At 62.5% G+C, this 25,782-nt stretch carries 32 protein-coding genes and 1 pseudogene; 19 read left to right on the top strand and 14 right to left on the bottom strand.

The window, feature by feature from the left end; all coding sequences use genetic code 11:
• Positions 1 to 45 precede the first annotated feature (45 nt).
• The 3 genes and pseudogenes from V1289_RS32060 to V1289_RS32050 all read left to right on the top strand — a co-directional run.
• Positions 46 to 524 (top strand): annotated as a pseudogene (locus V1289_RS32060) (DpnI domain-containing protein); the annotation flags it as partial.
• 96 nt (positions 525 to 620) lie between these two features.
• Complete coding sequence (locus V1289_RS32055; protein ID WP_334407759.1) at positions 621 to 812, top strand: hypothetical protein; 192 nt, start codon at positions 621 to 623, stop codon at positions 810 to 812.
• A 9-nt stretch (positions 813 to 821) separates the two neighbouring features.
• Positions 822 to 1,097 (top strand): hypothetical protein, encoded by a 276-nt coding sequence (locus tag V1289_RS32050; RefSeq protein WP_334401988.1) that lies wholly within the window; start codon positions 822 to 824, stop codon positions 1,095 to 1,097.
• A 117-nt stretch (positions 1,098 to 1,214) separates the two neighbouring features.
• Here V1289_RS32050 and V1289_RS32045 read toward each other — a convergent pair whose 3' ends face one another.
• From V1289_RS32045 to V1289_RS32035, 3 genes are all read right to left on the bottom strand, one after another.
• The gene (locus V1289_RS32045) at positions 1,215 to 1,487 is read right to left on the bottom strand and encodes a hypothetical protein (RefSeq protein WP_334401986.1); all 273 of its coding nucleotides are present in this window, start codon (positions 1,485 to 1,487) and stop codon (positions 1,215 to 1,217) included.
• Positions 1,488 to 1,809: 322 nt separating this feature from the next.
• Positions 1,810 to 2,001 (bottom strand): hypothetical protein, encoded by a 192-nt coding sequence (locus tag V1289_RS32040; protein WP_334401984.1) that lies wholly within the window; start codon positions 1,999 to 2,001, stop codon positions 1,810 to 1,812.
• Positions 2,002 to 2,866: 865 nt separating this feature from the next.
• Complete coding sequence (locus V1289_RS32035) at positions 2,867 to 3,112, bottom strand: hypothetical protein (RefSeq protein ID WP_334401982.1); 246 nt, start codon at positions 3,110 to 3,112, stop codon at positions 2,867 to 2,869.
• A 388-nt stretch (positions 3,113 to 3,500) separates the two neighbouring features.
• Between V1289_RS32035 and V1289_RS32030 the strand changes: the two genes are divergently transcribed.
• From V1289_RS32030 to V1289_RS32005, 6 genes are all read left to right on the top strand, one after another.
• Positions 3,501 to 3,950, top strand: a complete 450-nt coding sequence (locus V1289_RS32030; RefSeq protein ID WP_334401980.1) for a nuclear transport factor 2 family protein — start codon at positions 3,501 to 3,503, stop codon at positions 3,948 to 3,950.
• 212 nt (positions 3,951 to 4,162) lie between these two features.
• On the top strand, positions 4,163 to 4,429 hold the full coding sequence (locus V1289_RS32025) for a hypothetical protein (protein WP_334401978.1): 267 nt from the start codon (positions 4,163 to 4,165) through the stop codon (positions 4,427 to 4,429).
• A 166-nt stretch (positions 4,430 to 4,595) separates the two neighbouring features.
• Positions 4,596 to 5,030 carry a nuclear transport factor 2 family protein gene (locus tag V1289_RS32020; protein ID WP_309182613.1) on the top strand — a complete coding sequence of 145 codons (435 nt, stop codon included), beginning with the start codon at positions 4,596 to 4,598 and terminating at the stop codon, positions 5,028 to 5,030.
• Positions 5,031 to 5,106: 76 nt separating this feature from the next.
• Positions 5,107 to 6,012, top strand: a complete 906-nt coding sequence (locus V1289_RS32015; RefSeq protein WP_334401975.1) for a hypothetical protein — start codon at positions 5,107 to 5,109, stop codon at positions 6,010 to 6,012.
• Positions 6,013 to 6,167: 155 nt separating this feature from the next.
• The gene (locus V1289_RS32010; protein WP_334401973.1) at positions 6,168 to 6,590 is read left to right on the top strand and encodes a hypothetical protein; all 423 of its coding nucleotides are present in this window, start codon (positions 6,168 to 6,170) and stop codon (positions 6,588 to 6,590) included.
• A gap of 151 nt (positions 6,591 to 6,741) precedes the next feature.
• On the top strand, positions 6,742 to 6,879 hold the full coding sequence (locus V1289_RS32005) for a hypothetical protein (protein ID WP_171986011.1): 138 nt from the start codon (positions 6,742 to 6,744) through the stop codon (positions 6,877 to 6,879).
• Positions 6,880 to 6,978: 99 nt separating this feature from the next.
• Here V1289_RS32005 and V1289_RS32000 read toward each other — a convergent pair whose 3' ends face one another.
• The 3 genes from V1289_RS32000 to V1289_RS31990 form a co-directional block, all read right to left on the bottom strand.
• Complete coding sequence (locus tag V1289_RS32000) at positions 6,979 to 7,122, bottom strand: hypothetical protein (RefSeq protein ID WP_309182610.1); 144 nt, start codon at positions 7,120 to 7,122, stop codon at positions 6,979 to 6,981.
• Between the two features lie 134 nt (positions 7,123 to 7,256).
• Positions 7,257 to 7,739, bottom strand: a complete 483-nt coding sequence (locus V1289_RS31995) for a MaoC family dehydratase (RefSeq protein WP_334401968.1) — start codon at positions 7,737 to 7,739, stop codon at positions 7,257 to 7,259.
• 6 nt (positions 7,740 to 7,745) lie between these two features.
• Positions 7,746 to 8,204, bottom strand: coding sequence for a MaoC family dehydratase (locus V1289_RS31990; protein WP_334401966.1), 459 nt, complete (start codon positions 8,202 to 8,204; stop codon positions 7,746 to 7,748).
• Between the two features lie 172 nt (positions 8,205 to 8,376).
• On the opposite strand from V1289_RS31990, the gene V1289_RS31985 reads away from it, so the two are divergent.
• Positions 8,377 to 8,670: a DUF4282 domain-containing protein gene (locus V1289_RS31985; protein WP_334401964.1), complete on the top strand. Its 294-nt coding sequence runs from the start codon at positions 8,377 to 8,379 to the stop codon at positions 8,668 to 8,670.
• A gap of 146 nt (positions 8,671 to 8,816) precedes the next feature.
• Here V1289_RS31985 and ychF read toward each other — a convergent pair whose 3' ends face one another.
• The 4 genes from ychF to V1289_RS31965 form a co-directional block, all read right to left on the bottom strand.
• The gene (gene ychF / locus V1289_RS31980; RefSeq protein WP_334401962.1) at positions 8,817 to 9,914 is read right to left on the bottom strand and encodes a redox-regulated ATPase YchF; all 1,098 of its coding nucleotides are present in this window, start codon (positions 9,912 to 9,914) and stop codon (positions 8,817 to 8,819) included.
• 39 nt (positions 9,915 to 9,953) lie between these two features.
• On the bottom strand, positions 9,954 to 10,559 hold the full coding sequence (gene pth, locus V1289_RS31975; protein WP_309182605.1) for an aminoacyl-tRNA hydrolase: 606 nt from the start codon (positions 10,557 to 10,559) through the stop codon (positions 9,954 to 9,956).
• A gap of 21 nt (positions 10,560 to 10,580) precedes the next feature.
• The gene (locus tag V1289_RS31970) at positions 10,581 to 11,318 is read right to left on the bottom strand and encodes a 50S ribosomal protein L25/general stress protein Ctc (RefSeq protein WP_334401959.1); all 738 of its coding nucleotides are present in this window, start codon (positions 11,316 to 11,318) and stop codon (positions 10,581 to 10,583) included.
• A gap of 326 nt (positions 11,319 to 11,644) precedes the next feature.
• Positions 11,645 to 11,917, bottom strand: coding sequence for an accessory factor UbiK family protein (locus tag V1289_RS31965; RefSeq protein ID WP_334401956.1), 273 nt, complete (start codon positions 11,915 to 11,917; stop codon positions 11,645 to 11,647).
• A 183-nt stretch (positions 11,918 to 12,100) separates the two neighbouring features.
• On the opposite strand from V1289_RS31965, the gene V1289_RS31960 reads away from it, so the two are divergent.
• The 6 genes from V1289_RS31960 (at position 12,101) to V1289_RS31935 (ending at position 17,453) form a co-directional block, all read left to right on the top strand.
• The gene (locus V1289_RS31960; RefSeq protein ID WP_334401954.1) at positions 12,101 to 12,838 is read left to right on the top strand and encodes a dienelactone hydrolase family protein; all 738 of its coding nucleotides are present in this window, start codon (positions 12,101 to 12,103) and stop codon (positions 12,836 to 12,838) included.
• Between the two features lie 12 nt (positions 12,839 to 12,850).
• Entirely contained in the window at positions 12,851 to 13,681 is an 831-nt protein-coding gene (lgt, locus tag V1289_RS31955) for a prolipoprotein diacylglyceryl transferase (protein WP_334401952.1), read from the top strand.
• A gap of 20 nt (positions 13,682 to 13,701) precedes the next feature.
• Positions 13,702 to 14,826, top strand: coding sequence for a class I SAM-dependent methyltransferase (locus tag V1289_RS31950; RefSeq protein WP_334401950.1), 1,125 nt, complete (start codon positions 13,702 to 13,704; stop codon positions 14,824 to 14,826).
• Positions 14,823 to 15,587: a peptidoglycan editing factor PgeF gene (pgeF, locus tag V1289_RS31945; RefSeq protein ID WP_334401948.1), complete on the top strand. Its 765-nt coding sequence runs from the start codon at positions 14,823 to 14,825 to the stop codon at positions 15,585 to 15,587. Before V1289_RS31950 ends, pgeF begins: the two co-directional genes overlap by 4 nt.
• Positions 15,588 to 15,716: 129 nt before the next feature.
• Positions 15,717 to 16,337, top strand: coding sequence for a hypothetical protein (locus V1289_RS31940; RefSeq protein ID WP_334401947.1), 621 nt, complete (start codon positions 15,717 to 15,719; stop codon positions 16,335 to 16,337).
• 162 nt (positions 16,338 to 16,499) lie between these two features.
• Entirely contained in the window at positions 16,500 to 17,453 is a 954-nt protein-coding gene (locus V1289_RS31935) for a ribose-phosphate pyrophosphokinase (protein ID WP_074280171.1), read from the top strand.
• A gap of 786 nt (positions 17,454 to 18,239) precedes the next feature.
• Here the strand turns inward: V1289_RS31935 and V1289_RS31930 are convergent.
• From V1289_RS31930 to V1289_RS31920, 3 genes are all read right to left on the bottom strand, one after another.
• Positions 18,240 to 18,491: a hypothetical protein gene (locus V1289_RS31930; RefSeq protein WP_334401943.1), complete on the bottom strand. Its 252-nt coding sequence runs from the start codon at positions 18,489 to 18,491 to the stop codon at positions 18,240 to 18,242.
• A gap of 326 nt (positions 18,492 to 18,817) precedes the next feature.
• A complete protein-coding gene (locus tag V1289_RS31925) occupies positions 18,818 to 19,675 on the bottom strand; it encodes a tetratricopeptide repeat protein (protein WP_334401941.1) in 858 nt (285 codons plus the stop codon).
• Between the two features lie 151 nt (positions 19,676 to 19,826).
• A complete protein-coding gene (locus V1289_RS31920) occupies positions 19,827 to 20,636 on the bottom strand; it encodes an SDR family NAD(P)-dependent oxidoreductase (RefSeq protein WP_334401939.1) in 810 nt (269 codons plus the stop codon).
• 287 nt (positions 20,637 to 20,923) lie between these two features.
• Between V1289_RS31920 and V1289_RS31915 the strand changes: the two genes are divergently transcribed.
• The 3 genes from V1289_RS31915 to V1289_RS31905 all read left to right on the top strand — a co-directional run bounded on the left by V1289_RS31915 (position 20,924) and on the right by V1289_RS31905 (position 23,629).
• Positions 20,924 to 21,991 (top strand): Dyp-type peroxidase, encoded by a 1,068-nt coding sequence (locus V1289_RS31915; RefSeq protein ID WP_334401937.1) that lies wholly within the window; start codon positions 20,924 to 20,926, stop codon positions 21,989 to 21,991.
• Positions 21,988 to 22,806 (top strand): family 1 encapsulin nanocompartment shell protein, encoded by an 819-nt coding sequence (locus V1289_RS31910; protein WP_334401935.1) that lies wholly within the window; start codon positions 21,988 to 21,990, stop codon positions 22,804 to 22,806. The genes V1289_RS31915 and V1289_RS31910 overlap by 4 nt, the downstream gene beginning before the upstream one ends.
• A 355-nt stretch (positions 22,807 to 23,161) precedes the next feature.
• A complete protein-coding gene (locus tag V1289_RS31905) occupies positions 23,162 to 23,629 on the top strand; it encodes a YybH family protein (RefSeq protein WP_334401934.1) in 468 nt (155 codons plus the stop codon).
• 107 nt (positions 23,630 to 23,736) lie between these two features.
• On the opposite strand, the gene V1289_RS31900 is transcribed toward V1289_RS31905, so the two are convergent.
• A complete protein-coding gene (locus V1289_RS31900; RefSeq protein WP_334401933.1) occupies positions 23,737 to 25,743 on the bottom strand; it encodes a hypothetical protein in 2,007 nt (668 codons plus the stop codon).
• Positions 25,744 to 25,782 lie beyond the last annotated feature (39 nt).

Below are 25,782 nucleotides of genomic sequence, written 5' to 3'. Positions count from 1 at the left end.
AAGCTAACAGCTAGCAATCCGATAGAGTTCCGCTACGCTGGCGCCATGAAACTCGGCTTTGAAGAATCCCAGTCGTCCTATTCCAGCGGTGCGCAGAACGCCCGCACATGGACCGAAGCCTGGGTCAGCGCGTGGGCGTATTGTCCACACTGCGGCAACGCCAGGATTTCTTCGTTTCCAAACAACAGCCCGCTCGCTGATTTCTTCTGCACCTCCTGCCGCGAGGAGTTCGAGCTCAAAAGCCAAAAGGGCAAGTTCGGCAGCAGGGTTGTCGATGGCGCATTCAAGACAAATGCGAGCGCCTGGCTGCCAGCAACAATCCAAACCTTTTACTGATGAACTACGATCTGAAGTCACTCGCGGTCGTCAATCTCTTCATTGTACCGAAGCATTTTTTCGTCCGCGAGATCATCGAGGAACGAAAGCCGCTAAAGGCTACTGCGCGGCGCGCGGGCTGGATCGGCTCCAATATACTGCTCAGCCGGGTACCTGAGTCCGGCAAGATTCATATCGTACAGAAGGGTATCGTCCGCGAGAAAGACCTCGTTCTCGCCGAATGGCAGAAAACGCTTTTCCTCAGAAATGAATCGCCGGAGACACGCGGCTGGCTGCTCGATGTCATGAAATGTGTGGAATCGCTCGGCAAGCGCGATTTCACGCTTGAAGAAGTCTATGCCTTCGAGCGGCATCTGGGTGACCTCTATCCCGGCAACCAGAACGTCAAACCGAAGATACGTCAGCAACTTCAATATTTGCGTGACCGCGGATTTATTGATTTCATTTCGCGAGGAAATTATCGTTTACGAACCTAGGAGACCTGCATGGCCTGGTTTCTCAACTTCTACAAATGCGATCGATGCAAGCGCCGATGGACCGATGAATGGTCCTGTATGTGCGACGACGAGTGCCCGCATTGTGGTAGACGGGACATGACGCCGTACAATAGCGAGGAACTGACCACACTGATCGAGCAGGAAGGCAATGAGTTCATCGTGCTTTGGTCGCCCGAGACGGCCGAGCACGATCCCGACTACCGCGAACTTGGGCGTTTCCCGACCCGCGAAAAGGCGTTGGAGTTTTTGTCCGCTGACGGGTGATCTGAGGCGCGTCATTCGGGAAGCCGCGCCGCGGCTGTCCGGAATCCACGCTCCCGATCGTGGTTACGGATTCTATGATGTGCAATTGCACATTGGGGAATGACGAGGATGGAAAGATCACCCCAGACTCACCACCCCCACCGCCAGCAGCGACAGGATCAGCATCGTCGTCACCGGTTGCAGCGAGACCGCAGGCTGGGTGCGCCATTGCGCGATCTTTTCGGCGAACGACAGGTTGGCGTCGAAGAACAGCGGCTCGTAGCCGTTCCCCAACAGTTTTGGGAATTTCCGCGCCAGGGGCGGCCCGATCAGCGCGTGAAACAGCGCCGCCAGCACCACAAAGATTACGGCGCCGCCTTTCTCGCCGACGATCTCGTGCCTGCCGGGCAAGCTTGAGCATCAGCACGGCGATGGCGAAGGTCGGCAGGCCCTGGAAGATGGCGGTGAGCGCAAAGCCTTCGAGTCGGTTCGAACGGGTTCTCTCCTCGGTGATGGCATTCATGGCGGCATTCCCTGTGCGGACCGTCCTCGATGAGGACCGTCGTTCCTGAATGCCAGTCTGGCTGCTTGCGCTGGCGCGTGCCGTGATGCGGATCACGCAGCGTTTTTAGAGAGGCTCGTCATTCCGGGATGGTGCGCTAGCACCAGACCCGGAATCTCGAGATTCCGGGTTCGCCGCTATCGCGGCGCCCCGGAATGACAGTGAAGAAAATCACCCCGACCGTCGGCTGCTGGTGTTCTGCACCATATTGCCGTGCGCGGCCTGTTCGCGGATGTTTTGCTTTTCGTCGTCGCGATGGCCCCTGGTGGTGTCGAGGGGAACGGCGGGCGCGCTGCCGGGGCCCTTGTGGCTCTGATTGTCGTCGGGAACGGGCTGGATGCCTTTGGTCGGCGGTTTCCTCATGGATGTCTCCGTTACGCACGCTAGGAAAACGCCGGTCGCGTCGACGGCGTTCCCGGGAATTTCGAGCAAGCCGACCCACAAGCGCTTGTGTTGCTCGACGGGCAAATCACACTCTTGCTCGGTCCAGTGCCGCCAACAAAAATATTCCGCTTGGCGCGTCGGGCAAATCAACTCTAGAAGCCTCGCCGTCCTGTCCTTAAGCGAGGGGCGTTGGCCATCGTCACGAACGTTGGGACGGGATGCGGTGGACGCGGCAGCGTCGGCGCGCAAAATGTTCGCAGGGCGGTTTTCCGTGAGCGAGCAACGGCGTGCAGGACGAACGGCGCAGGCGCGTACGGCAAAACCGTGTGGTTCCGACACCCGTTGCTGGTGCCAAGCTGCCGGTGGCGCGATCGATCCGACCGGATCGCTTCGGCCATCAAGCCGGCAGCGACGGTGACAAGACGAATTCGTCGCCGGGGAGAGCACGGCATAAGCCGTAAAACCATTGCGCGGGGAATGCCGGAGTGTTTCCGCTGAACCTGTATGCTCGTGTGCGTTTTTTTCGTGCATCTTTGCACACGAGACCGCGGGTGCAGCGCGCACCCGGCATTCCCTGCTCCCTCTTTTTGAGGGAGACTTATGCAACAACTCGGACGCATCGCGCCGCGAGGCGGCGGACGTGTATTCGCTGTTTGAAATTTGAATCAGAAATTGACGTGAGGGCGCACGGAAAGTGCTCGGATGAGGCTCGTCATTGCGAGCGAAGCGAAGCAATCCATCTCGCCACGAAAAGAAAGAATGGATTGCTTCGTCGCTTCGCTCCTCGCAATGACGCGGAGAGAAAGCGATGACGCGGAGAGAAAGCGATGACGCGGAGAAAAACTTACAGCTTCTCCTGCCCCGCCCGCGGCGCCGGCTGGCCCTGGCCCTGCTGCTGCTTTTCCTGCTCCTTGGCGCGGTGGCGGCCGTAGAGGCAGCCGGCGGCGGCGCCGAGCACGCCGTGATGGCCGGCATAATGACCCGCGACGCCGCCGACCGCGGCGCCTTTCAGGCAGCCTTTTGCATCGGCCGAAGAAGTCGAAACCAGCGCCAATGCGGCGACGGCAAAAATGGCGGCTGCGGTTTTCATGACGCGGTATCTCCTGACGGGGATGTCGCATCGTTAACGGCCATTGCGCTGCGGGGTTCCACGCTGCCACACTTACAGCTGTCATCGCCCGGCTTGACCGGGCGACCCAGTATTCCAGAGACGCCAGCAATGGAATCGAGAGGCCGCGGCGTACTGGATCACCCGCATGCGCGGGTGATGACGATCAAGTGTGGAGCGGCCCGCCGTTCAGCGGCCGGCGCGCCCGGCCAATGGTGCATTTTCACAAACCACTCTTTTTGGTTGTGTGAACCTTTTTTGCCCTGGTGACGTCCAAAGTGTGCTTCCTTTTGCCGATTGATCCCAAAACCGTTCCGGCCACAATGCAACCGTTCCAAGCGAGTCGGATCGAACGCCGACGGAGAACGAGATGTCTGCGGATCTTCACCGTCAGCGCGTGCTGAAATTTCTCGAGGTCTTCTATTCCGGCGACATCGAAGGCGCGCTGGCGCGCTGCACCGACGACGTCGATTTCCTCGCCAACGCCCCGGTCGACCTCCTGCCGCATATGGGCCACCGCCACGGCAAGGAAGCGATGCGGGAGATGTGGACCACGGTCAACGCCCGCTATTCCGAGATGCGCTACGAGGTGCCGATCCTGGTCGCCGAGGGCGACAAGGTCGCGGCGCATATCAGGGTGTTGTTCCGCAAGCGCAGCAATGATCGGGTGATGCAGTTCGACATCGCGGCTTTCTATACGCTGCGCGACGGCCGTATCGCCGAGATCCGGGAGATCATCGACACCTTCGACCTGGTCCAGCAGGTGCTCGAACGCGACGTCACCGCGGTGCTGACCGGCGGCGAACCAGACGGGATCTAGGCCTCCTCGTCATTCCGGGATGGTCCGAAGGACCAGACCCGGAATCTCGAGATTCCGGGTTCGCGCTTTCAGCGCGCCCCGGAATGACAGCGAAAGTTGCGGAGAGGCCCCGGAATGCCGCCCTAGAATTTCCTCCCGCCGCGTTGAACCTCACCGCCCTCGCCGTGACTTACCACTGGGCTTGTTGCGGATATCGGGGCTGAAGAAGAAGCATGAAGATCGCGTTGCTGGCTTTGCTGGGATTGGCATTGGGGGCGCTGGGGGGTTCAGCGCTCGGGATCGGGGCCGGGCTGGCCTGGGTCGAAATCTTTAAAACCGCGAGTTTTGAAGGGTATAGCGGCATGCTGGTGTTCTTGACCTTCATGCCGCTGGGGGCCGCGGTCGGCGGCATCGCCGGCGCCTTGTTGTTCGGCATGATCGCGATCCGGGACGTCGAAATCGCCATCGAACGCGAGCCCGCACGGCGAAGTGACCGGTAAATGCCCGTAACCGTTGCATTTGTGCAATGCAAAAATGTCAATTGTATTTTGGCTAACTCACCCTATTGTTAGTACACTAATGAATGGCAGCCCTTGACGCCGCGTCAAAGCTGACGCCCGCGGGCACGTCGCTGTTTTAGCAATCCAGTCTTGGGAACCACAGCAAATGACAGAGCACAGTCTCTGGCGTTTTTCGCGCGCGTTTCACCGCGCGATCAATGAGCGCCAGTCCGCAGATCTCGAAGCCCTGCTCGACGAGGAGGTCGACTGGGCGATCTATGGTCCGATCGACATGTTTCCGTTCTTCGGCTCACGCCGGGGCAAGGCGGCCGTGATCGAGGTGATCCGGCAGATCGCCGATAATGTCCGCATCCGTCGCTTCGATCGCGAGTCGATCATGCTGGGGACCGATTCGGCATCCTCGATGATGCGCTATTCGCTGACCGCGCTGGATTCGAACAAGCCGATCAGCTTGCGGATCGCGCATTTCGCGCAGTTCAAAGGCGGCCGGCTGACCAATTTCCGGGTCCTGGTCGACAGCTTCGATCTGGTCGAGCAGACCGTCGGCTATCCGATCCATTTGCCGCGGATGGCGGTGTAAACACCGTACGCCTGCCCGCCATAATTTCGCACCAGAGCCGACGCATGTTCGGCGGCATCTGGAATGCGGGCGGGTAATGACTCCCTCAACACGATTTCGCCGGGCAAGGCTGCCGCTGCTGGTGGCCGGCTTCAGCCTGGCCACGCTCCTGGCGGCGGCTGCGCAGACGCCCCCGGCGGAAGACGATGCGGAAGAACCCGCGGCGGAAGCGACAGCTCCCGACGTCAATGACGCCGATGTCATGAAGGACATCGACGTCAGCAAGCTCGACTGGAGCCAGCTCAATGTCGACGCCTCCACCCTGACCGGCCCCGCCCCGAAAGGCCGTGCCGCGCCGAAGATCGCCGGCGCCGAGGCGTCGTGGTCGTCGAACGCCAAGCCGGACGGCTCGTCCGCCGTCTCGGTCAAGCAGTCGGTCTCGCCGTTCCTGGACACGCGGATCGGCGCCGACATGACGGTCGCACGGCAAGGCACGCTGACGGCTTCGGAAGTGCTGTCGGAAAAACTGGCGAATGGCGGCAACTTGCCGCAATCCTCCGGCACCGCCTGGGCGGCGATCACCGCACCCGGGGTCGGCTCGATCTGGGACAAGACCGCGGTCGAAGCCCGCGTCGATCCCGGCCAGGACCAGAGCAAGCTCGGCACCTCCTTGAGCAAATCGCTGCCGCTCAACGAGCAATATTCGGTCACCCTGCAGAACGACTATCATTTGATCCAGCAGGGCATCGTGCCGGTGCCCGGTATCGTCAGCCGCCCGGTGCGCAGCTACGAAACCGACCAGTCGGCCAGGCTCAGCATCACCGATACCGGCACCAGCTTCACGGCCGGCCAGACGCTGTCGACCAACGACGACAAATGGCTGCGCAAGGTCGGCGCCGAGCAGAAGCTGTTCGACGGCGTCACCATCTCGGGCTCGATCGGTGAAACCGCGCAGGGCACCGCCAACAAGAGCTTCAGCGCCGGGTTCAAGCGCAGCTGGTAGTTAAACCTATACCATTCCGCCATTGCCCAGGAATGATCCAGCCTTGCCGCATATTGGCCCAGATGCGGTCAAAATCGGCAGCCCTGATAGCACCGTTCACTTCGTCGTGCGGGGGACGTCCGCGCTCGCTCAAATGCGAAACAGAGGAATAGCCGATGAACGCTACCATTCGTTCCGATCAAGTTGATGCACCCGAGGATGTCGTCGACAGCAATCTCGCTGCGGTCTCCGAAGTCGAGGCCGGGATCCGCGATTTCGTCCGCAACGATATCGCCTATCTGCGCCGCCCGGCGGTTGCCAGCCCGGAAACGGCGCCGCTCGAGCCCAACACCGAGGCCACCGTCAACAACGTGAACTCGCTGATCCAGCGCGTCGCCGGCACCTCGCTCGCCGAAATCGAGAAGCTGATTTCCGAACTGGAAAGCCTGCGCGACCTGCTGCATGCCGAAGGCCAGCGCGTCCAGCGCGAAATCTCCGGTTACGCCCAGCTCAGCCAGGCCGCGATGAAGTCGACGCGCATGATCGCCGACAACGTCACGCAGTGGAAACGCGCCGCCGACGGGCTTCGCAACAGCTAGACCCTCCCGTCCAGACTTGACCTGCCGCCGCCTCCTGCTAATGGAGCGCGGCGGTTTCGTTTGGCTAAAAATTGATTTGAACTTGCCGGCGGTGAACTGCGACCAACAGCAGGCGCCCGCACCAGGGCTTCAGATTTTGGGGATATTTTTCATGGAAAGCGTTCGGCCGGATAATACCGATCCGATCCCGTTGCGGCATTCGTCGCACAGCATGGGCACCATCTTGATCCGGTTCATCGGACTGCTGGCCGTGGCCGTGGTGGTTCTGGCGCTGATCTGGAGCCGCTAATTTTTCGCGCGCAATGATGGCGTTCTCGCGCCAAAGCCCGCCCCGGATCCGATTCCGGGACGCGCCCTATTCAGCGTCTATGGTTAGCAAATCCTCAACCTATCGGCGGGCGAACGACGTGCTCTCGAGCGTGTAGCCGCCGTCGGCATATCCTTTCACCACCATCGCGGTGGTCAGCATCACCCCCACGGTGACGGTTGCGAAGATAAAGCCGACAAATTTCAGGCTGCTGCGATCTGCCATGGTCGTCCCCTGGGCAACGTTCCCCTGGGATCCATATGGCAGGGACAAAGTTCAAAATGCGTTAGCAAAAAAACGGTTCCGTGGAATCATCGACTGCGCCAAAACGCGGTAGCCAGGCGGTAACCATGTTGGCTTCAGGAACCATTGTTCCGCCGCGGCACGAAGGCCGTCGCCAGAAACGAGAACACCACTTCGCCCTGCTGGTTGGTGCCGGTGTTGCGGGCCTGCAGGATGCCCCATTGGGGACGTTTCTCCGACGTTCGCTTGGTCTCGACCTGGTTCGAAAAGCTGATGGTGTCGCCGGCCAACACCGGCTTGATCCAGCGCAGTTCGCGAAAGCCCGGCGACGGCCCCCACACCGCGACTTCCTCGCCGCGCGCGGTCGCCTCTTTCGCCTGGCGCTGGCCGTCGGCGACCAGGAGCTTCATGCACACCGCGGCAACATGCCAGCCAGACGCCGCCAGTCCGCCGAACAGCGACTTGCGTCCCTCCTCTTCGTCGAGATGGAAACGTTGCGGATCGAATTGCGTGGCAAACTTCTTGATTGAATCCGCCGTGAAGGTGAACGAGCCGAACTCGCGCAGTGCGCCGATCTCGATGTCTTCAAAGAAACGCATCGCGTGCTACTCCGCCGCCCCGGTGCGCCGGCTCACGATGATCGGCGATTCCATCTCGCACAGCACCACGCCGGCGGCATTGCGGATCGTGCCCTTGAACGTCACGATGCCGGTCTCGGGACGGCTGCGCGAAATTCTGGCTTCCGCAACATCGACGTCGAGCATCAGATCGTCGCCCGGGCGAAGCGGCGCCAGCCAGCGCATCTCGTTGACCCCGGGCGAACCCAGCGACGCGGTGCGGCCGATAAAACCGTCGACCAGCATCCGCATCATGATCGAGCCGAGATGCCAGCCCGATCCGGACAGGCCCTTGAGCATCGACTTTTGCGCTGCTTCCTCGTCCAGATGCATCGGCTGCGGATCGTACTCGGCGGCGAAGGCGAGAATTTCCTCCCGCGTGACATGGCGCGGGCCGAATGTGCCGAAACGGCCGGTCTTGAAGTCTTCGAAGGTGAGCGTGGTCATGATGGGGATATAATGGAGGGAAGCCCGATTGTGGCCGTTATTTGCAGCAATCTCAACCCGCCCACTCGCATGGCTCGTCCCTGACTTGCCCGAACCGGTATTCGGAGCTAGCCCATTGCCCTCAGGCACAGCTTGGACGCGAATCATATTCGACCTGCCGGGAGAACCACCGATGTTCGATTTTCAGGACCTGTTTCAGTGGGACCGCTTCATCACGCCCACCATTATCAAGACCTTCTACTGGCTGGTGATCGGATTGATCGTACTGTTCGGCATTTCCGGCATCTTCTCCGGCCTGGCCGCCATGGCGATCAGCCCGTTCGGCGGCTTCATCCTGCTGCTGTCGTCGATCGCCGGCGTCGTCGTCGGCGTGGTGTTTTCTCGCATCGCCGCGGAATTCATCCTGATCGTGTTCCGCATCAATGAGCACCTCGGCGCGATCCGCGACCAGGGGCAGATGCGTTAGGACTTCTGCCGTCGTTGCGAGCCACCGGGTCGCGCGAATGCGCGCCCGATGACAGGCTCCGCGAAGCAATCCATCTTGCCGCGCGATGAAAGAATGGATTGCTTCGTCGCTTCGCTCCTCGCAATGACGCCTTAAGCTTCAACATCTCAGGTATTGAACCTGAAATGCATGACGTCGCCGTCGGCGACGACATATTCCTTGCCTTCCAGCCGCAGCTTGCCGGCGTCGCGCGCGCCGGCTTCGCCGCCCAGCGCGACATAGTCGGCATAGGCAATCGTCTCGGCGCGGATAAAGCCTTTTTCGAAATCGGTATGGATCACGCCGGCCGCCGCCGGCGCCTTGGTGCCGCGGTTGATGGTCCAGGCGCGGGCTTCCTTCGGGCCGACGGTGAAATAGGTGATGAGGTCGAGCAGCTGATAGCCGGCGCGGATCAGCCGATCGAGGCCGGCCTCTTCCAAACCGAGCGTGTCGAGGAACTCGGTGCGCTCCTCGCGCGACAGCGTCGCGATCTCGGATTCGATCTTGGCCGAGATCACCACCGCGACCGCGCCCTCCTTCTTCGCATGCTCGAACACCTGCTTCGAAAAGCCATTGCCGTCCTTGGCCGAGCCCTCCTCGACATTGCAGACATACAGCACCGGCTTGGACGTCAGCAGCCCGAGCATGCCAAAGGCGCGCTCTTCCTCCGGCTTGCGCTGGAGATACCGCGCCGGCTTGCCTTCGCGCAACAGCACCAGCGCGCGGTTGACGAGATCGAGTTGCTCCTTGGCGTCCTTGTCGTTGCCCTTGGCCTTCTTGGAGAGATTGTCGACGCGCTTTTCGAGACTGTCGAGATCGGCGAGCATCAGCTCGGTTTCGATGGTCTCGATATCGGCCAATGGCGCGATCTTGCCTTCGACATGGGTGATGTCGGAATCCTCAAAACATCTCACCACATGCGCGACCGCATCGACCTCGCGGATGGTGGCGAGGAACTGGTTGCCGAGGCCTTCGCCCTTGGAGGCGCCGCGGACGAGGCCGGCGATATCGACGAAGGTCAGCCGCGTCGGGATGATCTGCGCGGATTTGGCGATCTCCGACAGCTTGTCGAGCCTGGGATCGGGCACCGCGACCTCGCCGACATTCGGCTCGATGGTACAGAACGGATAATTCGCCGCCTGCGCCGCGGCCGTCTCGGTCAGCGCGTTGAACAGCGTCGATTTGCCGACATTGGGCAGCCCGACGATACCGCATTTGAATCCCATAATGTGTCCTGAAGTCCGTTGCTGACGGTCGGCGGCGCGTTACGCGGCGCCGTCATCGCCCTTGTCAAAAATTCCCTTGGCCTGCAGCGCCAGGTGCACCCTGTTCTGGAACGTCGAATCCTTGTCGGTCGTGAGCAGACCGGCATTGTCGGCGACCGCCTCGCACAGCGCCTCGACCCAGGGCCGATCGCTCTTGGCGAAATCCGACAGCACGTGGCCGTGCACCAATTCCTTGATGCCGGGATGGCCGATCCCGAGCCGCACCCGGCGATACTCGTTGCCGATATGCGAGGAGATCGAGCGCAACCCGTTATGGCCGGCAATGCCGCCGCCGATCTTGACGCGCACCTTCGCCGGCGGCAGTTCGAGCTCGTCCTGGAACACGGTGATCTCGCCGGCCGCAAGTTTGAAGAAATTCGCCGCTTCCTGAACCGCGCGCCCCGACTCGTTCATGAACGTCGTGGGCTTCAGCAAAACGACGCGTTCGCGATCGAGCGTGCCCTCCGACGTCTCGCCCTGAAAGCGGCGGCGCCATGGTGCAAAACCATGACGCCGCGCAATCTCATCGACGACCGCGAAACCGATGTTGTGCCGGTTGTTCGCGTATTTCGCGCCGGGGTTGCCGAGGCCAACAAAGAGTCGCATGCCGCGGCATCCCGCGTCCGCTTACTTCTTCTTGTCGCCACCACCGGCAGGCGCCTTCGCACCCGCCGCCGGAGCCGCAGCACCTGCCGCAGGCGCAGCCGCAGCCGCACCCGCCGCCGGAGCAGCACCGGGCGCCGCAGCAGCGGCCGGACCGGCCGCAGCAGCAGCAGCCGCAGCCTTCTGTTCTTCGGCATAGCCGGACGGCGGCACGATGGTCACGAGCGTCGCGTCTTCACGCGACAGCGACTTCACGCCGGCAGGCAGCTTGATGTCGGACAGATGCAGCGAGTGGCTGATCTCCAGCGTGCCCGCATCGGCCTCGATGTAGGGCGGAATGTTCTCGACCGAGCATTCGATGTCGATGGTGTGGGTAACGACGTTAATCGTGCCGCCGCGCTTGACGCCGGGCGAGGCGTCGCCGTTCATCACGCGCAAGGGAACGCTGACGCGGATGGTGGCGCCTTCGCCGAGCCGCATGAAATCGACATGGATCGGGAAATCACGCACCGGATCGAGGTGGAAGTCGCGCGGAATCACGCGGTGCTTCTTGCCCTCGAGATCGATGTCGTAAATCGTGGTCAGGAACCGGCCGGCCAGGATGCGCTGGCGCAGTTCGGCATCGTCGACCGAGATGGTCACGGGGGGCTGGTTGTCACCATAGATCACTCCGGGAACTCTCCCGGCGCGACGCTCTGCCCGGGCGGCCCCCTTGCCGCTCTTCGGACGTGCGGTCGCCTTCAATTCCTTGACGGTCGCCATTGTGCTTAAGTCCTTGTTTTCTAAAAAGTTAAAGGCCGCATCGCGGCCCGGTAGCGTCCTACAGCAAGCCTCCAGGGGTGCGGGGGCTGCGGACGTGGCGGGCTTTTAGCCCCAAAGAGGCGAAATGACAAGGAAATGCGGGGATTTTTATGGAGGTTGGGGCCCGAAATGGCCCCGGGTTCGTCATTGCCGGGCTCGACCAGGCTCGACCCGGCAATCCATCCTCCTACGCAAGGACTCTTCTGAAAATTGATGGATGCCCGGGTCAAGCCTGGTCAAGCCCGGGCATGACGAGGATAGCGAAGAACGCCCCTAGCCGCCCGTCTTCATGCTCCCGGCGCCGAGGGCGAAACCCCGAGCTTGGCCTCCAGCGCCGCGATCCGCGTTTTCAGCGCCTCGTTTTCCTCGCGCGCCAGCCGGGCCATGTCCTTGACCGCGTCGAACTCCTCGCGCTTGACGAGGTCGAGATCGCGCAGGATGCGTTCGGCCTGATTGCGCATCACGGAATCGACCTCGCGCTTGACGCCCTGGGCGGCGCCGGCGGCATCGTTCATCAGGCGGCCGATCTCGTCGAAAAACCGGTGGCTGGTCTGGGTCATCTGAAACGCTCCGCTCGCTGCAAATTGCATAATTGGTAGCCAAGGATTGGTAGACAATGGCGATCCGGAGGCCACGGTTCAAGGCCGATGTGATGCCGGTTCGCCTTGTCATGCTGCGGTTTCCTTGCAATCGTATCCAGCGCCCACCACGAAATCAGAATCACAAAACACAAAGAAACGCCCATGATCGACCAGCAAATCGACGTCCCCACCAAGGACGGCAAAACCACCACGTTCATCACCCACCCCGAACGCGGGGGCCCGTTTGCCGTCATCATCTTCTACATGGACGCGCCCGCGATCCGCGAGGAACTGCGCGACATGGCCCGCCGGCTTGCTACGTCCGGCTATTACGTGATGCTGCCCAATATGTATTACCGCTCCGGCGCCATGGAGCTCGGGCCGATCAATCCGGATCCGAATTCGCCCGAGCGCAAGCGCATGTTCGAACTGATGAACTCGCTCAGCATTCCGCTGGTGATGGAAGACACCAAAGCGCTGCTCGCTTACGCCGACGGCCAGGCTGCCGCCAACACGAAGATCGTCGGCACCGTCGGCTACTGCATGAGCGGGCAATACGCCGTCAATGCCGCCACGCATTTTCCGGAACGGGTCAAAGCCGCAGCCTCGATATACGGCGTGCAACTGGCCACCGACCGGCCCGACAGCCCGCATCTGGCCGGCCAAAAGACCAAGGCCGAACTTTATTTCGGTTGCGCCGAGACCGATGTCTACGCGCCGATGGAGATCGTCGAGAAGGTCAAGCAGGAAATGAAGGCCGATGGCGCCAATGCCGAGGTCGAACTCTATCCCGGCACCCATCACGGTTTTGCGTTTCCAAAGCGGCCGGTCTACGACCGCGACGCCGCCGAGCGGCACTGGGAGAGGCTGCTGGCGCTCTATCGTCGCAATCTTTCGTAGATTTAGTACCCGATGCCCTTCCTCACCATCACCTTTCCGGTGTTCGACCCGATCGCGATCTCGATCGGGCCGTTCGCGATCCGCTGGTATGCGCTGGCCTATATTGCCGGCATCGTGCTGGGGTGGATCTACGCGCGTACGCTGATCAAGAACGAAAGATTGTGGGGCGCGCCGGCACCGATCTCGCTGGTGCAGCTCGACGACTTCATCCTGTGGGTCACCGTGGGCATCATCCTCGGCGGCCGCACCGGCTACGTGCTGTTCTACAATCTGCCGTTCTTCATCCAGCATCCGGCCGAGATTTTCGAATTGTGGAAGGGCGGCATGTCGTTCCACGGCGGCTTCCTCGGCTGCGTCGCCGCGGTGATCCTGTTCTGCCGCGCGAATAATCTTCCGATTCTGCCGCTCGGCGACATCACCACCGCGGTCGGGCCGATCGGACTGTTTCTCGGGCGGCTCGCCAATTTCATCAACAGCGAGCTGTGGGGCCGGCCGGCGGATTCCAGCGTGCCGTGGGCGATGGTGTTTCCCAATGGCGGACCGCTGCCGCGGCATCCCAGCCAGCTCTATGAGGCCGGGCTCGAGGGCATCCTGCTGTTTGCGATCCTGGCCGTGATGATCCGGATGGGGGCCCTGAAGCGACCCGGCCTGATCCTCGGCAGCTTCATTGCGATTTATGGTTTTGCCCGGATTACCGGCGAGTTCTTCCGGGAGCCCGACCCGCAGCTCGGATTTCTGTGGGGCGGCTTGACTATGGGTATGCTGCTTTCCGTGCCAATGATTATTGTCGGCGCTATCATTATTGTGACGGCTTGGCGCCGCAAGGCGCCGGAGCCTACCTAGAAATCGATTTAAGGCAGGCCGTGACCGAATATTCGCCGCTGCAGTTCGAGATCAAGAAGCTGATCAAATCGTCCGGGCCGATGCCGGTCTGGCGTTACATGGAACTGTGCCTGATGCATCCCGAGCACGGCTATTACGTGTCGCGCGATCCGCTCGGACGGGAGGGCGATTTCACCACCGCGCCCGAAGTGAGCCAGATGTTCGGCGAACTGCTCGGGCTGTGGGCGGCGTCGGTCTGGAAGGCGATCGGTTCGCCGCCGATGTTGCGGCTGGTCGAACTCGGGCCCGGCCGCGGCACCATGATGGCGGACGCGCTGCGCGCGCTTCGGGTATTGCCGCCGCTGTACCAGTCGCTCAGCGTCCATCTGGTCGAAATAAATCCGGTGCTGCGCGAAAAACAGCGGGCGACGCTGTCGGGCGTGCGCAACATCGCCTGGCATGACAGCATCGACGAGGTGCCGGACGGCCCCGCGGTCATCTTGGCCAACGAATATTTCGACGTGCTGCCGATCCACCAGGTGGTGAAGCGCGAGACCGGCTGGCACGAACGCGTGGTTCAGCTCGACGACAGCGGCCGGCTGGAGTTCGGCCCAGCCGCCGAGCCGACGCCGCGGTTCGAGGTGCTGCTGCCGCCGCTGGTGCGCGCGGCCCCCGTCGGCGCGGTGTTCGAATGGCGGCCCGATGCCGAGATCATGAAGATCGCCAGCCGCGTGCGCGACCAGGATGGTGCTGCGCTGATCATCGATTACGGCCATTTGCGCAGCGACGCCGGCGACACCTTTCAGGCCATCGCCCGTCACAGCTTCACCGATCCCCTGAAGAATCCCGGCCAGGCCGACGTCACCGCCCATGTCGATTTCCAGGCGCTGGTGCGCGCCGCCGAGGATCTCGGCGCGCGCGTCCACGGCCCGGTGACGCAGGGCGAGTTTCTCAAGCGGCTCGGCATCGAAACCCGCGCCGTCTCCCTGATGGCGAAAACCACCCACGAGGTTTCCGCCGATATTTCCGGCGCGCTGAAGCGGCTGACCGATTCCGGCCGCGGCGGCATGGGCTCGATGTTCAAGGTGCTGGCGATCACCGAGCCGAACCTCACCGAGCTCGCGGGCCTGAGCGATGCGCCGGCGGCTGGAGCCGATCGGCCATGACCTTCGGATCGTCGCTGCTCTCGGCCATTCCCGGCCTGCGTCACGCCTTCTCGACCCGCGAGGGCGGCGTATCCGGCGGCATCTATGAAAGCCTCAATGGCGGGCTCGGTTCGAATGACGATCCGGCCCATGTCGCGGAAAACCGCCGCCGGATGGCCGCGCAGATGGGGGTCGCGCCGGAGCACTTCCTCAGCGTGCATCAGACCCATTCGCCGGACGTGGTGGTGGCGACCGGACCATGGCAGGGCGACAAGCCGCGCGCCGACGCCCTCGTCACCCGCACCGAAGGCATCGCCATCGGCGTCACCGCGGCCGATTGCGGACCGATATTGTTGGTCGATCCAGCCGCGCGCGTGATCGGCGCGGCGCATGCGGGCTGGAAAGGCGCGCTGACCGGCGTGCTCGAATCCACCGTGGCGGCGATGGAGAAACTCGGCGCCGACAGAGGCGGCATCGTCGCCGCGATTGGCCCGCTGATCCGGCAGCACTCCTACGAGGTGGGCGGCGAATTCGTCGAGCGCTTCCTGGACGCCGACGCTGATAATGCCGTGTTCTTCATTCCCTCGGTCCGCGACGGCCACGCGATGTTCGATCTCGCCGGCTTCATCCGGATGCGGCTGGAGAATGCCGGCGTGTTGATGATCGACGACATCGGCGTCGACACCTATTCCGACGAGCGTTTTTATAGCTACCGGCGCTCGGTGCATCGCGGGGAGACGGACTACGGCCGGCACATTCATGCGATCGCGCTGGAGCCGTAACCCCGGCAGAAGTCCTTCAACTTGAACGAAAATCTTCCCGCCGCCGTCAACACCGGTCTCACGCTCAATTTACCTTTGTGTCCTCCCTGCCCTAGACCTTAATGCATTTTAACGATATCGCAGGGACCGATGAGGGACACCATCGCCACCCTGAGCCGAATTCCGCGCGCGGCCATTGCCGCGACGCTGCTGATGCTCGCCTGCTCGCTCGGCGGCTGCGCCAGCGGCGGGGCGGTCAACGACTCCTTTGCGATGGCCTCCACTGGCGGGGCCGCCACCGTGGCCTTCGAATCGATCGACGGCCCGCCGCCGCCGGTGTTCGACCGCATGGTGAGCGTGCTCGACAGTGAGTCGAAGCTGCGGAATCTCTCGATCGTGTCGCGCGAAAGCGGCGCCTCCTACCGCATACGCAGCTATCTCTCGGCGCAGGTCGTTCGCGGCAAAACCATGATCGCCTGGGTCTGGGACGTCTATGACAATAACCAGCAGCGCGCGCTGCGGCTCTCCGGCGAGGAACCCGCCGGCAAGGCCGGACGCGACGCCTGGGCCGCGGCCGACGACCTGGTGTTGCGGAAAATCGCACAAGCGGGCCTCAGCGGCCTCTCCGGCATGATCAACGGAACGCCAGCGGATGCGCCGTCGCCCGGCCCGGCGCCCGGCCGCCGCGGTCCGGCGGTGGCGAGCGCGGAGCAAACCGAGCCCGGATCGGGCAGTTTCAGTGTTAGCTCCCTCAGCTACACCGGACATTAGCCAAATCGCCGGGGTAACGGCCATTTTTGCCCGGGAAAACCGGGGCAATGGGTTGCCAGCCGCGCCACATTTGATATCACCTCGCTCGTCTAAACGCGCCGGTTTTGAGGATCTCTCGATATGCTGAACGTCGTATCCAGCAAGGCGCGAGGAGAAGCGTCGATGTCGGCCAAGAATGGCTCGATCAAGCTGGTCGCCGGCAACTCCAATCCCGCGCTGGCCCAGGAAATCGCCAACTGGCTGCATTTGCCGCTGACCAAGGCCGTGGTCCGGCGCTTCGCGGACATGGAGATTTTCGTCGAGATCCAGGAAAACGTCCGCGGCTCCGACGTCTTCATCGTCCAATCGACGTCGTTTCCGGCCAACGACCATCTGATGGAACTGTTGATCATCACCGATGCGCTGCGCCGGGCTTCCGCGCGCCGCATCACCGCTGTGATCCCCTATTTCGGCTACGCCCGGCAGGACCGCAAGGTCGGTTCGCGCGCGCCGATTTCGGCCAAGCTGGTCGCCAACCTGATCACCCATGCCGGCGTCGACCGCGTCATGACGCTCGATCTGCACGCCGCCCAGATCCAGGGCTTCTTCGACATCCCGGTCGACAATCTCTTCGCCTCGCCGGTGATGGTGCGCGACATCAAGGAGCGCTTCGACCTCGCCAATGTGATGGTAGTGTCGCCCGACGTCGGCGGCGTGGTGCGCGCCCGCGGCCTCGCCAAGCGGATCAACACGCCGCTGGCCATCATCGACAAACGCCGCGAACGCGCCGGCGAATCCGAGGTCATGAACGTGATCGGCGACGCCGCCGGATATACCTGCATCCTGGTCGACGACATCGTCGATTCCGGCGGCACGCTGGTGAACGCCGCCGACGCGCTGCTCGCCAACGGCGCCAAGGATGTCTACGCCTACATCTCCCACGGCGTGCTGTCCGGCGGCGCCGCGGCCCGCATCGCCTCGTCGAAGCTGAAGGAGCTGGTCATCACCGACTCGATCCTGCCGACCGATGCCGTGGTCAAGGCGCCCAACATCCGCACGCTCTCGATCGCCGCATTGATCGGCGAAGCCATCGGCCGCACCGCGGCGGAAGAGTCGGTGTCGAGTTTGTTCGACTGAGGGGTCGCGACCTCTCCACGTCATTGCGAGCGAAGCGAAGCAATCCATCTCGCCGTGCAAAGACAAGCTTGGATTGCTTCGTCGCTTCGCTCCTCGCAATGACGGCCTCATGATATGCCTTCGCGACCTCGCCGCATGATTTGCGCGAGTTTTGCTCTGAACATCCCGCCCTCTCCAATCAGAGGGCGCAGGGAAAGCCGGGTGCGCGCTGCACCCGCGGTCTCGCGTGCAAGATGTGCATAAGAATGCGCACACGAGCATACAGGTTCAGCGGAGAACATCCGGCCTTCCCTGCGCAATGGTTTTACGGCTTACTTCGCGCTCTCCCCGGTGATCGGGCTTTCTTGTCACCGTCATCGCGCGGATACTTCCGCGCAACTTGACGCCGGCATCGAGGCGTCAGGACCACACGACTTCGCCGTCCGCATCAGCCACGCTCGTCAGTCGCAGCTTTCGCGTCCACCGCATCCCACCGCGCGTTTCGTGACGATCGCGAGCCGCCCCTCTTGTCGGGTGAGACGGGCGGAGTCAAATCACTGATTTGCCCGACGCGACAAGCGGAATATTTTTTGAGCGAGGTCTGGACAGGGCAAATCACGTTGAAATTATTTAACAAATTAGGCTGTGCGCGCAGGCGTCATAGAGCCAATGCGAGGCGCAATCCGTGGATGAGGCGACCCGTGAATCGTCAAGATCGCAATTAAACAAGTTGGCCACTGATGCGCCGCCGGGCAGCGCGTTCAGCGTTCGGTCAAACAGTCTTATCGGTCTTCGCGCGGCTTGCGTTTACCGAACAGACCAGCGAGCAACCTGCGCGGCCTGCTCCGCCGTGCCTTTCAAGCATTGGCGCGCAGCCTCGATCTGCGCATCGGTTGCACCGTGACTTCGCGCCCACATTTCTGCGGCCGAAGCTGAATACTTTGCCACGTAAACCCGAACCATCGCGCAAGATACTCGCTGCATGAAGCCTCTCTCTGCAAGCGCCTCGGATGAAAGAGATAAGGTCAGCGCAACAGCGCCAATTCCACGCATCAGCATGGTGCCCCCGTCAGTGCCTATGTGAATACCCCAAGGGCACAGGACCAGACTCGTTTCTGATGCGCAAATTAAACTGAAGAGCAGAATGAACTGTCACCAGGAATCGGTGTAACTGCGAGGCAATCAAAGTAGCGCCCAAAAAGTTCCCGCACGGAACCGATCGGCCTTACTCTGGTCTGCTCTTCCCTCAATACTGTTTGACTGTTTAAAGTCTTATTCGGCATGGGACAAAGTCCGATTGCCGCCCACCAACGGACACCGTCAGCCCCACCGCGCCACGCCCGAAATGCCTATAGCGGATGTCATTATTTCTCCGGATCACCAGACTAGCCCGGCATGCCTGCCTCCCGCAGCGCCGCGATCATTTGATTGCGGATGTCCGAAGAGCGGGTAGGAAAAGCCTCTTCCGCATGAGCCGCGCGAAAGTCAGGCTGTGACCTCAGCAGTCGCGCAGCCGCCTGTTGGGCTTCGACAACCCGTCCGGCGCGAACGGCGTTCACGATGTAGGCGCCCAGCGTATGAGCATTCGCGACAACCTGAATTGATTTCGTCGCCGACGCGCAGCCTTCCTCGTAGCGGCCAAGGCAAAAATACGCGAATGAACTTCCGTTCCAGGCGCTTATCCTCAGCGGGTCGAGAGGACTGAGCCTGATCATCCGGTCGAAGCTCTCAATCGCGCGCTCTGCGTCACCACACATCATGCTGACCCATCCCCGGCTGTACCATGCGATCGCGAGATTCGGATTGAGCTCGACCGCCTGCTCGACCATGGATGCGCCCCGATCATATTCGCCGCCGAGATAGGTCAGCACATGCCCGGATCTCGCCAACGTAAACGCGTCGTCGTCTCCCACTCTCGACGCGCAATGAGCAAGCCGAACAGCTTCGGCGCGCTTTTCGGAGGTTAAAGGCACGCCGCTGATCCCCTGTTCAAACATCAGCGTTGCCGCAGCCATCGCAAATGCGGGACCGTATTCCGGATCCTGCTCACATGCCTTGCGGAAAAACTCGCGTGCCTCCGCCAGCGTCCTCGTCTGCGTCAGCGCCATGCCCCGCAAAAAGCAATCGTAGCTGTCCAGGCTCCCGGTGGGCTTCTGCCTCGCCCGCTCGATCTCCGCCTGCTCGAGTTTCGGAGCAATCAAACCGATTACCCTCGTGGTAACCTGGTCCTGCAGGTCGAACACGTCCTCGAGCGCGCCGTCGAATTTGTCCGCCCATGCTAGGCCTAATGTCCGGGATGAGAGAGAGAGAGAGAGAGAGAGAGAGAGAAGCGGACGTCAACCGGCACGCTGCCCTCCTTGCCAGGGGACCCTGCTGCCCGCCCTCGCCGGTTCGTCACTCAAACCCCGGCCGCGGCACCAAATTCATCAGCATGTTGACGTAGCCGCCATCGACAATGATCTCGTCGCCATTGACATAGGACGCGCGGTCGCTGGCGAGATACAGGATGGCGTCGGCCATGTCCTGCGGCATGCCGATGCGGCGTGCGGGAACGACGGCCTTGCGCCGTTCCGTGACGCCCGGCGTATCGTAGAACGACTGGCTCATCGGGGTGACGACGAGGCCGGGGCTGACGACGTTGCTGCGAATGCCATGCGGCCCCCATTCGTTTGCAAGCTGACGCGACAGCATGATGACCCCGGCCTTGCTGACACTGTAGGCGCCGCTCTGCCCCTGGGCATGGCTGCCCGCGATCGACGCGATATGGACCAGACTGCAGCGCCCGAGCTTTCGCATTGGCCGGCCGAAGGTTTGGGCGCAGAGGAAGTAGCCGGTCAGGTTGACGGCGAGGATCGCGTTCCATTCCGCCAGCGACAGGGTGTCCAGCCCACCCGGCCGCAACACCGCCGCGGTGTTGACCAGCACGCTGCACGGTCCCAGCGATTTCTCGATTGCTTCGGATGCGGCGGTCACGCTCTCGACGCTGGTGGTGTCGCATCGCGTCACGACATGCTCGCCGCCCAATTTGCGCAGCTCTGCGCCCGTCACCTCCAGGCCGCGTTCGTCGAGATCGAACGCCGCGACATGGGCGCCGGCGCGGGCGAGGCTCACAGCGGTGGCGCGGCCGATGCCGCCACCGCCGCCCGTCACCACACAAACGCGGCCCGAAAGTCCAAGCCAATCCGACGAATCCTGCCCGGTCATGCGATCACTCTTGGTTGGTGAGCTTATGCCGGACAGCTTAGCCGAAAGCGCAGGCCAACCAAGCGGGATTCAGTCGCCCCACGCGACAGCGCGTGACGCGCCCCGTATTTGAACCCGGGCCAGACTGCCGATAAAGTGCGGCGGCACCGCCGATTTCAAATCGGTGGTGCATGGAGGCGACAGGCGACCGCAGATTGGTTCGTGTCGCTTTCGTGGGCAATCCTGCACAGACCAGGCAGATGGCGAATGGTTTCTTGTAACGGGGCACGACGAACGGAGCAGGTCCAATGACCGCGCCCGGCACGCCATCCGACCTGCCTCCTGTGTTTCAGCCGGTGGTTCAGGATTTGACCCGCGCCGCGATCTTTCTGGTCGTCACTATCAACCCCGGCACGACGAACAGAGCCGTCGTCCGGTCGTTTTGCAGCGATCTTGCGGCGCTGGTCCGCGCGGTCGGCTTCCGCGATATCGAGGGCAACCTCTCCTGCGTGATAGGGATCGGATCCGACGCCTGGGACAGGCTGTTCGGCCAACCGCGGCCGGCGGAACTGCACCCGTTTCGGGAAATCCAGTCCGGCCCGCGCCATGCGGTTGCAACACCAGGCGATCTCATTTTTCACATTCGCGCCAAACGCATGGACCTCTGTTTCGAGTTGGCGACCCAAATCATGGCCCGGCTCGGCGGCGCCGTTTCGCCGGTCGACGAAGTGCATGGCTTTCGTTATTTCGACGACCGCGATCTGATCGGCTTTGTCGACGGAACCGAAAACCCGACCGGACAGGCCGCGGTCGATGCCGCCTATGTGGGAGCCGAAGACGCCGCCTTCGCCGGCGGCAGTTACGTGATCGTGCAAAAATACCTGCACGATCTGGCGGGCTGGAATGCGCTATCCACTGAAGCGCAGGAGCGCATTATCGGCCGCACCAAGCTTTCGGACATCGAGCTCGACGACGCCACAAAACCGGCTTATGCCCATAACGCGCTCGCCAAGGTCGTGGTGGACGGCAAGGAAATCAAGATTATCCGCGACAACATGCCGTTCGGCCGCGTCGCCGAGCAGGAATTCGGCACCTATTTCATCGGTTACGCACGTTCGCCGCGAACGATCGAGCAGATGCTCGAAAACATGTTCGTAGGCCAGCCTGCCGGTAACTACGATCGTTTGCTCGATTTCAGCGTTGCCAAAACCGGCATTCTGTTCTTCGTGCCATCAGCGACGTTCCTGGAAAATATCGCGGCCGACGATCAGGCTGCGGGACCTTCGCCCACGCCTGCCGTCGCAGCGCCAAAGCCGGCGCCGAGGCGCGAAGGTTCGCTCGAGATTGGTTCGCTCAAAGGAGACCCTGCGTCATGAATAATCTTCACCGCGAGCTTGCCCCGATCTCCGACGCGGCCTGGTCCGAGATCGAAGAGGAAACGTCGCGCACCATCAAGCGCTACCTGGCCGGGCGGCGCGTCGTCGACGTCAAGGGGCCGGGTGGAATGGCGCTTTCCGCCATCGGCACCGGCCATCTGCGCAATGTCGCCGCACCCGGAGACGGAATTGTTGCGCGGCAACGCGAGGTCAAGCCGCTGGTCGAACTGCGCGTTCCCTTCGAACTCGATCGCCAGCAGATCGATGACGTGGAGCGTGGCGCCAACGATTCGGATTGGCAGCCCGCCAAGGACGCCGCACGGCTTTTGGCCTTTGCAGAGGACCGGGCGATCTTCGAGGGCTACGCCGCCGCAGGCATCGGCGGCATCCGCGAGGGAACCAGCAATCCGGTCCTGACCCTTCCGCCCGACGTGCGCGCCTATCCCGACGCCATTGCCCATGCCCTGAGCAAATTGCGGCTCGAGGGCGTCAACGGTCCCTATTCGGTGTTGCTGGGCGCCGATGCCTATACAGCTTTGAGCGAGAGCAGCGACCACGGCTATCCCGTGCTGCGGCACATCAAGGGCCTCGTGGACGGCGAAATCATCTGGGCGCCGGCGATATCAGGCGCATTCGTGCTGACGACGCGCGGCGGCGATTTCGCACTGCATATCGGAGAGGATGTGTCGATCGGCTATTCAGGTCATGACGACAAGACGGTCCGTCTCTACCTTCAGGAGACATTTACTTTCCTGCTGCTGACGACCGAGGCCTCCGTTGCGCTGATCGCCAACGCCGGCAAGGCCAAACCCTGATTTTCGCGCAGGGGCATCTCGCAGACACCGCGAATTCGGCAAACTCCGCAGGCGAGATTGGCGGCCGTCGCATCAGTGCAGGCCGCCCCCTCACATGCGGATTCGGACGCCCGGCGCCTGATAGGCGCGTCGCACGCATCAATTTCACTCTTCAAACAGCGGAGTCATTCGCAGACAGAGTTTCGCGATCTCGCAGCATATGACGCCCGGGTTTTGCTTTGAACTTCCCGCCCAATCAGTCGTGGCGGACCAGGATCGCCCAATTAGTCTAGTGGATAAACTCTGACGCCCGGGACCCACTCCGGTTCGCGGCAATAAGGTTGCCGCCATTCGGTGGCCGAATATGGAGCAGGTAATGAATCCTTTGCCGACCGCGAACCCGGAACTAACGCAGTTCTTCCGCCAGTGGCTGGAAACCTTTGCGGGCTACGTCCGTGAGGTCGACTATGCCTCGGCAAGGCCGCACTTCCATCCGGACGTGCTTGCCTTCGGCACGCACAACGATGTCATCTCCGGCCTGGATCAATGGGTCGCGACGCAATGGGACAATGTCTGGCCAAAGACCACTGACTTCCGTCTCGTCCCTGAGCAGACCGCCGTTCTGGCGTCCCCCGACAGCATGATGGCGACCGTGATCGCGCCGTGGACGAGCACCGGCTATCATCCCGATGGTACCCCGTTTCCGCGCCCCGGCCGGGCCACCCTGCTGTTTTCCAGGAATGCCGATGGCTGGCTATGCACGCATTCCCACATGTCGCTCAATCGTGGCGTACCGCAGATGAGCCATGCCAATCGGCCGGTGAAGGCCGGTGGGGCGGGTTAGCCGACCGGGTCGCGCGAACGGCGGATTACGCTCCGCTAATCCGCCCTACAAACTTCGACATCGACGTTCGGCGCGACAGGATGGAGTCTATCGCCAAGCTCGGACCATCAGCTGTGCGCCGGCCAATGCCGGTCGCGGAACCAGGGGCGGTATTCCGACATCTTCGCGCGTTGCGCCTGCGGCGCATGACGCTTGCATGTCGAGGCCTCTTGGCTGTTCTCGGGCGCCCCCCACCGGAGCTCCACGCAGTCGTTGGGATTGTAGGCCATCTCGAAATCCACCGCCCGATCGACCACATCCTTGACCGACAGCGTCCATTGCGAGCCGTCGCTGCGGGTATAGGACACCTTGCGGGAGGCAAGTTCCGAGGCCAGCACGCCCTGCAGGTCGTTCTTCATGTCCGCCACGCTCTTGCCGGCCGGCATCGCGTACCGGTCCGACCGGCGCGCAAAGCGATCGGGAAATCCCCGCACCACGTCGATGGCGATCAACACACGAAAATCGCGCGCCGGGGTCGAGTAATCCTCCCAGGCGCCGGTGGTCGCAAAGATCGAAGCGCCGTCCGGCATGGAGGTGTCGCCGGTCTGCTTGGCCTGATATTTTCGTCCGTTTTCCACCGCAGTGACGCGCGTCCTGATCTGTTCGCTGAGGCTCGCGATGGCGTCCGTCATCGCGCGCAGCGGATCGAGCGGCTCCGGCGACATGACGTCATCCATGCGATCGTAGAAATCCTCGACGGCGATTTGCGACTGCTCGGGCGAGAAATCGCCGTATTGCGGATTCCTGGCGATTTCGGCGTTGCTCAGCCGCCGCGACGGACCGTTCTTTTCGCGCATGATCGGGCGGAAATGCTTGAAGCCGGGGCTGCCGAGCGACGGCTCGTGCGCGAAAAGGAAATTGCCGCGCCAGAAACGCTTCCGCGTGATCGATCCGTCGGGCTCGGCGTCGACGGCCAGGAAGACGCCCGGCGTGCCGTTGGCTTCCGGCACGCGACGCACCAGCATCAGCACGTGGCCGTAGGGGTCGCCGTACACCGTCCCCGGGCGCAGCGACTGTTGTGTCAGCGCCACGGTGTAGAAATCGGCGTTGTCGTCGCCTGCCCGCACCGCCCCGGTATGGACGACGTCGCCGACGTCGCGCAGATATTCGCCAAAATTCGTCGGCCGCTTCGGCTTCGGCGGAGATGGATTCGCAGGCGGAGTTGCCGTTGGCTCGGCCGGCGGCTGCGACCGGCCGAACAAACCCAGCAGGCCGGGAGTCTGCGCGGGTGGAGCGGCGTCGGCCGCCACCGGCGCTGCGTCTTTCTCTGGCGGCGGCGGCGGACGGGTGACCTCGGGATGCTCGACGTCGAACCACTGGTAGCACTGCGGCGGCCTGCCGCCGACGCCGCGCGAGCAATTCGTATAGCCGAACGGCAGCCCCATCTTGAATGCAAAATAGGCGCGCAGGAAATAGACGAAGTCGGCGCAGTCGGGGCGAAGGCCGGTCTGCGCATTGTCCTCGCCGCGTCCCAGATAGTTGAACAGGAAATTGCGGGACTGGTCGCGCAGCACTTCGTGCCAGGCCTTCCAGGACAGATCCTGGTCGACCGGTGCGTCGAACAGCTTCTCGATCCATGCCGAGAACAGCGCTTCGTTCGTGCTGTTCCAGCCATTGCTCACCTGCCAGATGCTTCCCGCCGGGATGCGCACGCCTTCCGGCTTGCGCGCGCTGACGACGATGTCGCGGGTGATCGGGCTGCACTCCGCCGATGCAGGGTCGCGTTCCAGCTTCGCGTGCCAGGTGCCGGCGGCAGGTGCTGCGACCTCGGCGAACCAGGAATAAGGCGGCCCGCCGCGCGGGTCGGACGGTTTGACCGCGACGTTTCCATCGGGCGCGATCAGCAACAGCACGCCCTGGACCGGCTTTTCGGCGACGACCATGACGCGCAGCGGCGCGCCGGTCCAGGGCGCCCGCGGCGACGGCAAGACGGTAATCTCGGCCGGGCTGGCGCAGCTGTCGGATGCCGCTGCGGCCCGGGATGATTCCGCCATCGAGAAGAGCAGGACGAAAAATCCGCCTGCGATCAGCGAGAATGCCGTCGCAGCGGCAGCAAAGCGGCGCGCAAGAAGCATTTGACTGTAACCCCGTAAAGGACTCGAAACCTGGATTGC

Source organism: Bradyrhizobium sp. AZCC 2289 (assembly GCF_036924615.1).
Lineage (GTDB): Bacteria > Pseudomonadota > Alphaproteobacteria > Rhizobiales > Xanthobacteraceae > Bradyrhizobium.
Note: the sequence above shows the minus strand (reverse complement) of the source record. Positions and strands in the feature narration are given on the sequence as shown.